The organism is Shewanella decolorationis S12 (assembly GCF_000485795.1).
Lineage (GTDB): Bacteria > Pseudomonadota > Gammaproteobacteria > Enterobacterales > Shewanellaceae > Shewanella > Shewanella decolorationis.
The window spans coordinates 95,643-105,586 of the sequence record NZ_AXZL01000060.1; the positions used below are offsets into that span (position 1 = coordinate 95,643).

Below are 9,944 nucleotides of genomic sequence, written 5' to 3' on the forward strand. Positions count from 1 at the left end.
TATCCCATGCCTGTATTTGCCTTGGTGGACTGCAACAACTTTTACGCCAGTTGTGAGAAGCTGTTTCGTCCTGATTTAAAAGATACGCCGGTTGTGGTGCTGTCCAATAACGACGGCTGCGTGGTTGCACGGTCACGTGAAGCTAAGTCACTCGGTATTAAAATGGGCGTACCCGTCTTTCAGATCAAAGCTGAAATGCAGCGTCATGGTATTTTTGCATTCTCGTCCAATTACGCGCTGTATGCGGATTTAAGCAGTCGAGTGATGCGCACTTTGGAAGAGATGGCACCACGAGTAGAGGTTTACTCCATTGACGAAGCGTTTTTGGACTTAACCGGTATTGAGTCTGCCATATCCCTTGTCGAGTTCGGACAACAAGTGCGAGCGCGCATAGGCCACTGGATTGGGATCACCGTCTGTGTAGGCATTGCACCAACTAAAACACTCGCCAAGCTGGCGAACCATGCCGCCAAGAAATATCCCGCCACTCAGGGCGTTGTAGACCTGACCAATCCAGATCGGCAACGTCGATTGCTCGCATTAGTCCCGGTTGATGATGTTTGGGGCGTTGGTAGACGGCTTTCTAAGCGTTTAAATGCGTTGGGTATCACCACAGCCTTAGACCTAGCCAATGCCTCTCCTAGAGCCATCAGAGACCAGTTTTCAGTGGTTTTAGAGAGAACTGTCAGAGAGCTCAATGGTGAGTCGTGCATTGAACTTGAAGAGATCCCACCAACTAAGAAACAAATCGTCTGTAGCCGTTCATTTGGCGAAAAAGTAACGCAATTTGAATTGTTACGTGAGGCCGTATGTGAATACGCAACCCGCGCCACTGAGAAGCTTCGCAAAGAACAGCAGCAAGCCAAAGTGATGACCGTGTTCATACGTACCAGCCCCTTTAAGGACAACGAGCCGCAATACAGCAGCTCTGCATCAGGTGAGTTGCTGATCCCCAGTTGCGATACACGGGATTTTATCGAGCTGGCCAATCACTTACTCAAGCGGATTTGGAAGGATGGTTTTCGTTATGCCAAAGCGGGCGTCATGCTGTCTGACTTTTACGATCCCGGCATGTTTCAACCAGGACTATTCGATGACGTATCAACCCGCTCTAATAGCCAACAGTTAATGTCTGTATTGGACACCATTAATCAAAGCGGTGCCGGAAAGGTTTTCTTTGCTGGACAAGGTACGAAGAAAGATTGGTCGATGAAGCGAGAGCATTTGTCTCCCGCCTACACAACACGCTGGGACCAGTTACCGCGAGTGAAGTAGTGCAGTTGACTCAATACGCATTCACTCTGCGACGCATCATGTTGATCTTATCAACCTGGCGTCGAATATCACTGAAGAAACCTTCTTTCTCCATGGCCAGAGAAAGCTAACCATCTTAGAACCTATTTCTTATGCCGGGTCCAATGCAGTGTAGAACTGTGTATTGAATGAACAGGACGCCGACTTCAAGCGCAAGACATTGACTATTCATAAAAGAAAAAATGATCAAAAACTCGATTTTACTACTGAAAAGGGTTCTGGACTGAGAGATCTCCATGGGAGCTTTTGAACACGGATACCCAGAAAAAGCTGAAGTCCTACACAATGTGACGATTCAAGATTTGTCTCAGGCTTAAGCCCCTGTTGGCATAACGTACCACCTCTGTGTAACGGGGGATTGAATTAAGTTTTTTCACGTAACTACTGACGAAGTCCCACAATAATGTGTTCACAAAACCTACACTAAAACTCAATTAAGTGCTATTATGTTCAAAATTCAGCACCTATGTTCACATAAAGGCCTAAAAATGAAGTATGCGAGAGAGTTATCAAAAATTATTGAAGGTGGAGTGCTTGGAAAGATCAATCAGGTAAAAGCTTATACAGAATTTCTTGCAGACAAATTAGAAAGTGATGGAGAGCATAAGATTGCCAAACGATTAAGAACTTCCATGTCCGATAGTCTTCTGGCTTCTGGCTATAACTTAGCATCGGCACAGCCAGCAAGGCAGTTGAGAGCACCTGTTGATAAAGATAGCCATATGGCGTTAGCTGATATTACCTATCCAGGGTCTAATCATTCTGGCATGGCAGTTCTTGATGCAACAACTAAAGCTCAAGTTGATGAATTTATTTCCTTTGTTTTAAAAGCAGAAAAATTAGCTGATGCAGGCCTAAGTAGTGCCCCATCCCTATTGTTGTATGGTCCTCCTGGTTGCGGTAAAACACTACTTGCTCACAATGTAGCCGCACAACTTGAACTACCGTTGTTCACTGCTCGTTGCGATTCTTTGGTATCGTCGCTTCTTGGCTCAACATCTAAGAATATAAGATCACTTTTTGACTTTGCATCGCAGCAGCCATGCGTTTTGTTTTTAGATGAGTTTGATGCTTTAGCTAAAGCAAGAGACGATCAACATGAGTTGGGAGAGTTAAAACGTGTGGTAGTCAGTCTGCTTCAAAATATCGATGCACTTCCTAAAGATACAATAATCATTGCCGCAACAAATCACGAACAATTGTTGGATCCTGCTGTTTGGAGACGCTTCGAGCTTCGAATTAAACTAAATGCTCCAGATTCTGTTACAAGAGAACAGATTTACCGTAATGAGTTAGCAGAGTTTTCTCCATCTAAGCTACAGAAAACAGTTGAGCATTCAGTTGGACTATCGGGAGCAATCATTGCTCAAATATGCGTTGCAGCAAAAAGAAAAGCGATTTTGAATGATGAAAATCAGACTACTGAGCAAGAGTTGTTGTATCGGATTGCAATGGTTCGATACTCAAATGTAATTGAGTCTGAAAAAGAAGCCACGGACAAACTAGTAGAGTTGAAAAATCTAAACTCAGAACTTTTTACAGTGCGACTGCTTTCAAAAATATTTGGAATGTCTACAGGAAAAATATCAAACTTGCTAAATAGGGATGAAAATGAGCAATAAAAATAACCCAATACAAGCTGTAAAAATTACGCAACGCGATTTCAGGGAAACGCCACCTCCCAAAAGCGGACCAAAGCCACTTCGCGAAGTTACCAAAGAGCTGGTTGATAAACTGCAATCGGATATAGATAAGTCTACTTTAGAACTAAAACAGCACTTTCAATCGCATCCCAACGTGCCAGCTGTTCTAAAAGTCAGGTTACTAGAGAATGCATTGGCTAAATCGCACAGACCAGACAATGTATTTAAAGATAATACTTGCCCTATCATTGGAAGCGCTGATTTTGGAATTTTGCTCGTTAGCGCTAATGAGGAGGGGTTAGGCCAACTCAGACAGAGAGTTCAATCTAGGGCAAAAACAGTTCAACCAGATATCGCAGCAATTGAAGAGATTAGCGTATTTTCAAGTGAAGATAGGCTTCAAGTTAGCAGTTTAGATGACGATGATTCTGGTGTTCAGAAATACAAAATTCATCTATTTGATCACTTAAAAGACAGCCAGAACGCTGTTGTTAAGAACTACTTTGATGAATCAACTGCAAACGAATCTCTCGATATCACTTTTAGAGAGTTTTCGCCGCATACCAGATTTCACACGGTAAAAGCTAAGAGCAAACTCTCTATTCAAAACTTGGCAAATAACGTTGCTGTGCGCTCTATCGAAGAAATGCCAACCTACACTCCTACTGACTATAAATTAGCGACAAGCCCAGTTGGTCCGATTGACAATTTATTGCTACCCGACCCAACAACAGGCGTTGATTATCCGGTGGTAGCTGTTGTTGACTCGGGTATTTGCCGAAAATCAATACAGATTAATAAGTGGGTCGTAGGTCGAAAGTCTTTTGTACCTGAAGACCTGCTTGATACATCTCATGGCACAATGGTAGGAGGGTTAATTGCCTCTCCAAGCTCTCTCAATTATCAAGGTAGCGGTTTCCCTAACACGCAAGCAAAACTAGTTGATATTACCGTATTTGATACATCAGGAAGCGCTTCCGAAGACGATCTGATGGATATGATCTCAGAAGCAGTTGAAGAGTTTCCCGAGATCAAAATTTGGAATTTATCAATAGGTCGGTCAGAGCCAACTCCACTTAATACGTTTTCGGACTTTGGATGCTTCCTTGATGACCTCAGTGAGAAGCATGGTATTTTGTTTGTTGTTGCTTCAGGAAATCATAATTCGTTTACTTCGAGCAAACCTGAAGAAGAAAAGCTCCGTGAAAGTCGAGTATCTTCACCAGGAGATTCATTAAGAGCATTAACTGTTGGATCAATGGCTCATAAGGAAAACCCTCTGTCCGCTTCTGAAACAGGCCAATGTTCACCATTTTCGAGAATCGGCCCAGGACCTGCATTTACTCCAAAACCAGAAGTTATCCATTATGGAGGAAACTGCACTCCCAGCGGAAGTTTTGCACAAATAGGAGTCTTATCATGTGGACCAGACAACCAAATGTTCGAATCTGTTGGGACTAGTTTTGCTACCCCTATAGTTTCTTCTATCGCGGCAAATGCATGGAAATCAATAGACGGAACAATTGTCGCTACACCAGAGAAGGTAAAAGCACTAGTAATTCATTCAGCAGTACTTGGCTGCAATGGTTACGAGTATTCTACAGGGTTTGGAAAGCCTGGAGATATCGACAACTTACTCTATTGCACAGATGATCAGATCACACTGATGTTTGAAGTCGATGTTAGGCATGGATTAGTTGAGTTTGAGCGAAGTCCAATTCCATTGCCAACTTCAGTTCAAGAAGCTGGAATGTTTAAGGGAGAAGTAGCCATGACACTGGTTTATTCGCCTCCTTTTGATAGATCTTTTGGTTCAGAATACAGTCGTGTAAACATTAGCGTCTCAATGGGGGAAACAAAAGAGATTCTGGACGAAAAAACAGGGGAGCTAAAAACTATATTTAAGGGAAAAGTACCGCCTTTGCCTTCTGAGAAAAAAGACTTATATGAAATTAACCAGCTAAAGAACTCCTTTAAGTGGTCACCTACAAAAGCTCACAAGAAAAGATATCCTCAAGGTACTGGAGTTGCTGCATGGAAGCTCAAGATGGAATCGACCATCAGGGCAGAAGAACAAAATCCGGCGACGCCTCAAAAAACAGTTTTACTTGTTACAATAAAATCAATCAAAGAAGGAACAAATCTTTACAGTGATGCTGTGAGATTGCTAAAGACTAATGGCTGGATACTAAACCCAGTTGTAGTAAATGTACCAATTACTATCCAGCAATAGTTATTGGGCATAATTGTGGGTCGTAATCTTAGTTAATTAGTTCACAACTATTACGAAGATTACGATCTCAATATGCATTAACCCTTCGACGCAACATGTTGAGCTTATCAACCTGGCGTCGAACATCACTGAAGAATTCTTCTTTCTCCATGGCCAGCGCTAGCTCCCATTCTTTGGCTAGACCTTGGCAGTCCAAAAATGAATATCTCAGCTTCGTCTTTGAAATACGCAGTCCCTTGCTAAAGACCACGCGTTTGCCTCGTTGACCGTGAAAACTGTTGATGTACCACTCTATGCCAAAGCCATACTTAAAGTCTCTGATACGGACACCAAGCAGACCCCAGTCTTTAAAGGGCTCATTCTCTCGAACCTTGTAATGGGTAACCCAAAAGTCATCAACTTCAGCTCGTGCCAGCGCTTTTAGTCTGTCCGTTTCTTGCTGAAGTAAATCTGATACCTCTGCTTTCCATTGTTCATTGACGATTTCTACCAAACCAATTTCCTCACCCAATTAACCCCAAAAGCCAAAACCACTATCCGTTTGGCTTTTGGATCGAAACGCCAAACGTAAAACTGCCCTAACAATCGCTGTTTGGCGTCTCGATATAAATCAACTCGCGCAATCCCATACCTGACAAGGGATACAGCCCGATTTCACTTAAAAACACCTAAAAAGACGTATCGCCATGAAGATACAAACCGTTTGGCAAGTTCAGGCCAGAATGCAAACGACGTTTGGCGTCTCGATTTTTTTGGCTAGGTCATCAGCCGCCAAACAGAGCCTATTCTCATACTTTTGCGAAAATGCAATAGGCAGATAGATGAAAGGATTTGTCACCTTTCTGCCCACCGCCAGTGCACCGAATCCTGATAATGACATTTGAGTAAACCGCCAGAGCACTTGGAAATGCCCAAGCGTGAACAGCGCGGTTGATTGAAAACCGTTAGAGCACTTTGAGTGCACAGGAGATAAGTATGTTTGTACTAGGCGTAGATATCGGTTACTCAAACCTGAAGCTGGCAATTGGCCAATCAGGCAGTGAACCGAAAACCATTATTCTACCTGCGGGTGCCGGTCCTGCGGATCGTATGCCAGAGCGTATCGGTGGTGGCGATGATGAAACTTGTTTGTATGTATCTGTCGATAATGAGCGTTGGGCCGCTGGTGTGCCTGCTGGACGCCTTCAAGGCTGGGAACGAGAGCTCCACCCGGAATATCCGACCACAAAAACCTATAAGGCGCTTTTTCATGCTGCCTTGTTGATGGCTGAAACTGAGTCCATCGATTTGGTTGTCACTGGATTACCGGTTTCCCAGTTTCATGAACCACAACGTAAGTCTGACCTTGTGCAGCGTTTAAAAGGTGTCCATCAAGTGACGCCTAAGCGCAGCATCACTGTTCATGACGTCAAAGTGCTGCCGCAGCCTGCCGGTGCCTATATGGATCTGGTTCAAACAGGTGGAGATTTGGGCTTGATTGAAGAAGGTCGCGTCGTCGTCATAGATCCCGGCTTTTTTTCTGTTGACTGGGTTGCCCTTGAGGCCGGAGAAATTCGCTACAGCTCATCAGGAACCAGTCTTCAGGCAATGTCCGTGCTACTGGAAACCATTGATCAGCTGATTTCGGAAGATCACGGTGCCAAAGTAGGTATGGATCGACTTGAAAAAGCCATGAGAACCGGCGACTTGCAGGTCCTGCTGTTTGGAGAAAAAGTCGATATTTCACCTTATCTGAATGCTGCCATGAAAAAGGTAGCGCCTGTTGCGCTTACAGCCATGCGCCAATCCATGCGTGACGAAAGCATCAATGCGGACTTGGTATTGATCGCCGGAGGTGGAGCCTTGGCTTATAAGGAAGCGGCCAAGGAGATTTTTTCACGAAGCAAGATCATCGTGCCGGAACAGTCTGTTTTGGCGAACGTCCGAGGCTTCTGGTTTTATGGGGCGTGATCATGAGAGTTGTCGTCAACATTCCCCCAGGGAGCCACCCTGAACTGCTCAAAGAATTGGAAAAGACGCCGCCACGGGAACGTGCTGAGCGTCTGAGGATGCTGGCCACCTTTGGCTTAATTCAAATGAGCCAACCCAATCTATCCACGACATCTGTACCGGTGGATGGCCATGCACCAGATGGTGAAGTTACTTCTATGAGTACAGCGCCAGAACCCAAAGCAGAATCACGTAAACAATCTTTAAAATCAAAACTAGGGCTGGGCTTATAACATGGCGTTATCAGTTAGCTGGCTCGATGCCAGGTTAAATAAAGAAGCAAAAGAAACCGTAGTAAAAGCCGACCGAGACGGGCTAAGTGCTCGGGTATCGCCCAAGGGCAAAATTGTTTTTCAGTTTCGTTATCGTTTCGATGGCAAGCAACAGCGGGTAGACATAGGTACTTACCCACTTATGAAGCTTGCTGAAGCCAGGAATGAGTTGGATAGGTTAAGGGCGGTACTCGACCAGGGCAGAAACCCCAAGCTCTACCTACAGCAGGAACGGGCTAAGTATTCTGCCAACCAAAGCTTCGAATCGATTTTTCGAGACTGGATAGACTCTGCCGGTAAGCAAGGACTAAAGGAGAAAACGTGGCACTTCCAAAAACGTAGCAGTGAAATATATTTGCTGCCCCGACTTGGCAAGTATCCATTAACTGACATCAATGAATTGTCCTTAAGAAACTGTCTTCGTGAGGTTTCGGAATCGTCTCCGTCAAACACAGAGCGCCTAGTGTCTGTACTGCATAAGTTCTATGACTGGCTGATTGATGAACAAATTTTGGAAATTAACGCTGCCGCTGGGATCACAGCAAAAAAGGTTGGCGGTAAAAAAGGCAAACGAACTCGGGTGCTAAATGACAACGAGATCAGGATACTTTGGCGCTATTTGCACGAGTCAAAAATTACTGAGAAGAACCGCATCTACATAAAATTGCTTCTGCTATTGGGCGGTCGCAAGGGAGAACTCATTCAAGCTGAAAAGCATCACTTTGACTTGCAATCTGCAATGTGGACAGTGCCTATAGAGATCCGTAAACAAGGTGAGAAAATTGGAGCGCCGATCATGCGGCCATTGATTAAACCTGCTATAGAGCTGATTGAACTGGCGATGCAGATGAGTAAATCAACTTACCTGTTTCCCGCGAACGGACAAGAAGAGCTTGCCACAAATGGCTTTGATACCACTATTCCTAACAATGTGAAAATCTGGGCTCGCAGGTCGCTTGGTATTGAGATGGAACATTGGTCTATGCATGATCTTCGCAGAACGATGCGAACACGAATGTCGGCCATCACGACGCAAGAAGTTGCCGAGTTGATGATTGGCCACAGCAAAAAAGGGTTGGATGCTATCTACAATCAATATCAGTACCTGGATGAAATGCGTCATGCTTACGACGTTTGGTATCAACAGCTAGAGACCATCATCGAGCCGACTGGCTTTCCATTCAACTGGCGTTTCGGACAGTAAGAATTTGTCGCTACCGCTACCGGGAGATGGAATTCCTTATTGTGACCAGTCAAAAACCTTCTCAATGTTGTTTTTTGACTGGTCGCTTTAAAACTTGCTTAAGCCGCCTAGCTATCATCAGGGCTTAATCTGGTTATTTTTCAGCCTGAACTCTTGAGTTTCTCAGTTTGAAACCACATTTATTTTGTAGTGCTTTAGGAAGTGAAACCTTGGGTTCCATTGCTGTTCTTGAATGCACCTACAGTTAGATTCATTTTATTGAGGGTTCCAAATGGCGAAAGGTTCAAGTATCAACGGCAATGGCGGTAAAAATAGTGGAAATGATAGCTACACAATTACAGGGCGCGGCGAAGTAAGTCGAAAAACACTGGTTCGTGAAGTTAAGGAAGGTAAACATCCAGACACACACATTTACAAGCGCAATGGTGTGGAGTACGCCCGAAACAATCCAAATCACGACAAGCCTGACAACATCAACGAATAATATTGTTAAGAGGTTAAGGGCGGTGCTTTGCCCTTAACACTCTAAACCCTGCTCAACCTTCACTGTTCTCATACTCCTCCAAGTCTTCAATGTGCCACAGCTTGTTTCGTGTATTTCGGTTGATACGAGGTTGCGGCAAGCTGCCATCTTTTATTCTTCGCCAGAGCGTCGTATAGCTAATGTGGTAACGAGCCATCACTTCGTAAGACGTTAGAAAAGGGGTTAATTGGTGCGCTACTGCTGTCATCTGCATTCTCCTGAAAATCAATGTAAAGCTATCATCGCCTGATTCATCACTTGTTGATGGTCAGAAAGATGCATGATTTATTCAGAAGATCAGGTCCATACAAATGAACTTTTAGGACAGCAAGAAAGCAACCGGTAACCAACTCAACCGGCAAACAATTAGAGATAATCGCGAACGTCTTACCATCATTTCTCGATTTTTGGCATAAAAAATATAGGCAAGTTTTGGCTGAAACCCAGTAGGAACAAGGCCTACAGCTAGGTTTGTGTCATGGAATTTGGCTAAAAACGGTAAATATGGCGATTTGTACTCAAGTTTGTACACATTTTCCGAGGTTACGCTTGAACATCATTGAAAAGCAAAGAAACGAGAAAAAGACAAAAAGCCTTTAAATTCAGTACGTAGAGATGTGATTGTGGTGTGCAATGAAAGGTGGTTTTAAGCGTTGAAAGGCTGGGCGGCATCAGGGTGCGAAATGATAGCAAAGGTCCTTCGCTTATTGATTTCATTGAGAAAATCTTGGTTTGCCATGTATAAATTCTTTTAGTTTGTACACGG

General features: G+C 44.0%; 10 protein-coding genes. 7 read left to right on the plus strand and 3 right to left on the minus strand.

Annotated elements, in window-relative coordinates:
* Window positions 1–6: 6 nt before the first annotated feature.
* The 3 genes from umuC (at window position 7) to iteS (ending at window position 5,190) form a co-directional block, all read left to right on the plus strand.
* Window positions 7–1,275 (plus strand): translesion error-prone DNA polymerase V subunit UmuC, encoded by a 1,269-nt coding sequence (umuC, locus tag SHD_RS08345; RefSeq protein WP_023266702.1) that lies wholly within the window; start codon window positions 7–9, stop codon window positions 1,273–1,275.
* A gap of 527 nt (window positions 1,276–1,802) precedes the next feature.
* Entirely contained in the window at window positions 1,803–2,936 is a 1,134-nt protein-coding gene (locus SHD_RS08350) for an AAA family ATPase (RefSeq protein WP_023266703.1), read from the plus strand.
* On the plus strand, window positions 2,926–5,190 hold the full coding sequence (iteS, locus tag SHD_RS08355) for a S8 family anti-phage peptidase IteS (RefSeq protein ID WP_039977889.1): 2,265 nt from the start codon (window positions 2,926–2,928) through the stop codon (window positions 5,188–5,190). Before SHD_RS08350 ends, iteS begins: the two co-directional genes overlap by 11 nt.
* A gap of 67 nt (window positions 5,191–5,257) precedes the next feature.
* Here the strand turns inward: iteS and mobI are convergent, their stop codons facing one another.
* Window positions 5,258–5,683 (minus strand): conjugative transfer protein MobI(A/C), encoded by a 426-nt coding sequence (gene mobI, locus SHD_RS08360; RefSeq protein ID WP_022609790.1) that lies wholly within the window; start codon window positions 5,681–5,683, stop codon window positions 5,258–5,260.
* A gap of 482 nt (window positions 5,684–6,165) precedes the next feature.
* Here mobI and SHD_RS08365 point away from each other — a divergent pair, with 482 nt between their 5' ends.
* The 4 genes from SHD_RS08365 to SHD_RS08380 all read left to right on the plus strand — a co-directional run bounded on the left by SHD_RS08365 (window position 6,166) and on the right by SHD_RS08380 (window position 9,139).
* The gene (locus tag SHD_RS08365) at window positions 6,166–7,140 is read left to right on the plus strand and encodes a ParM/StbA family protein (protein WP_023266707.1); all 975 of its coding nucleotides are present in this window, start codon (window positions 6,166–6,168) and stop codon (window positions 7,138–7,140) included.
* A gap of 2 nt (window positions 7,141–7,142) precedes the next feature.
* On the plus strand, window positions 7,143–7,412 hold the full coding sequence (locus SHD_RS22035; protein WP_023266708.1) for a hypothetical protein: 270 nt from the start codon (window positions 7,143–7,145) through the stop codon (window positions 7,410–7,412).
* Window position 7,413: 1 nt separating this feature from the next.
* Entirely contained in the window at window positions 7,414–8,655 is a 1,242-nt protein-coding gene (locus tag SHD_RS08375) for a tyrosine-type recombinase/integrase (RefSeq protein WP_012368404.1), read from the plus strand.
* A 271-nt stretch (window positions 8,656–8,926) separates the two neighbouring features.
* Window positions 8,927–9,139 carry a hypothetical protein gene (locus SHD_RS08380; RefSeq protein WP_023266709.1) on the plus strand — a complete coding sequence of 71 codons (213 nt, stop codon included), beginning with the start codon at window positions 8,927–8,929 and terminating at the stop codon, window positions 9,137–9,139.
* A 52-nt stretch (window positions 9,140–9,191) separates the two neighbouring features.
* On the opposite strand, the gene SHD_RS08385 is transcribed toward SHD_RS08380, so the two are convergent.
* Together SHD_RS08385 and SHD_RS22280 are read right to left on the minus strand one after the other, a co-directional pair.
* Entirely contained in the window at window positions 9,192–9,386 is a 195-nt protein-coding gene (locus SHD_RS08385) for a helix-turn-helix transcriptional regulator (protein WP_039977895.1), read from the minus strand.
* 335 nt (window positions 9,387–9,721) lie between these two features.
* On the minus strand, window positions 9,722–9,944 hold a 223-nt coding region (locus tag SHD_RS22280), incomplete at its 5' end, for a hypothetical protein (protein ID WP_023266710.1).

What these genes read in the sequence shown, in the direction of transcription:
- umuC (WP_023266702.1), top strand. Translation starts at nt 7, where the DNA reads ATGCCTGTATTTGCCTTGGTGGACTGCAACAACTTTTACGCCAGTTGT.
- SHD_RS08350 (WP_023266703.1), top strand. Translation starts at nt 1,803, where the DNA reads ATGAAGTATGCGAGAGAGTTATCAAAAATTATTGAAGGTGGAGTGCTT.
- iteS (WP_039977889.1), top strand. Translation starts at nt 2,926, where the DNA reads ATGAGCAATAAAAATAACCCAATACAAGCTGTAAAAATTACGCAACGC.
- SHD_RS08365 (WP_023266707.1), top strand. Translation starts at nt 6,166, where the DNA reads ATGTTTGTACTAGGCGTAGATATCGGTTACTCAAACCTGAAGCTGGCA.
- SHD_RS22035 (WP_023266708.1), top strand. Translation starts at nt 7,143, where the DNA reads ATGAGAGTTGTCGTCAACATTCCCCCAGGGAGCCACCCTGAACTGCTC.
- SHD_RS08375 (WP_012368404.1), top strand. Translation starts at nt 7,414, where the DNA reads ATGGCGTTATCAGTTAGCTGGCTCGATGCCAGGTTAAATAAAGAAGCA.
- SHD_RS08380 (WP_023266709.1), top strand. Translation starts at nt 8,927, where the DNA reads ATGGCGAAAGGTTCAAGTATCAACGGCAATGGCGGTAAAAATAGTGGA.
- SHD_RS08385 (WP_039977895.1), bottom strand. Translation starts at nt 9,386, where the DNA reads ATGACAGCAGTAGCGCACCAATTAACCCCTTTTCTAACGTCTTACGAA.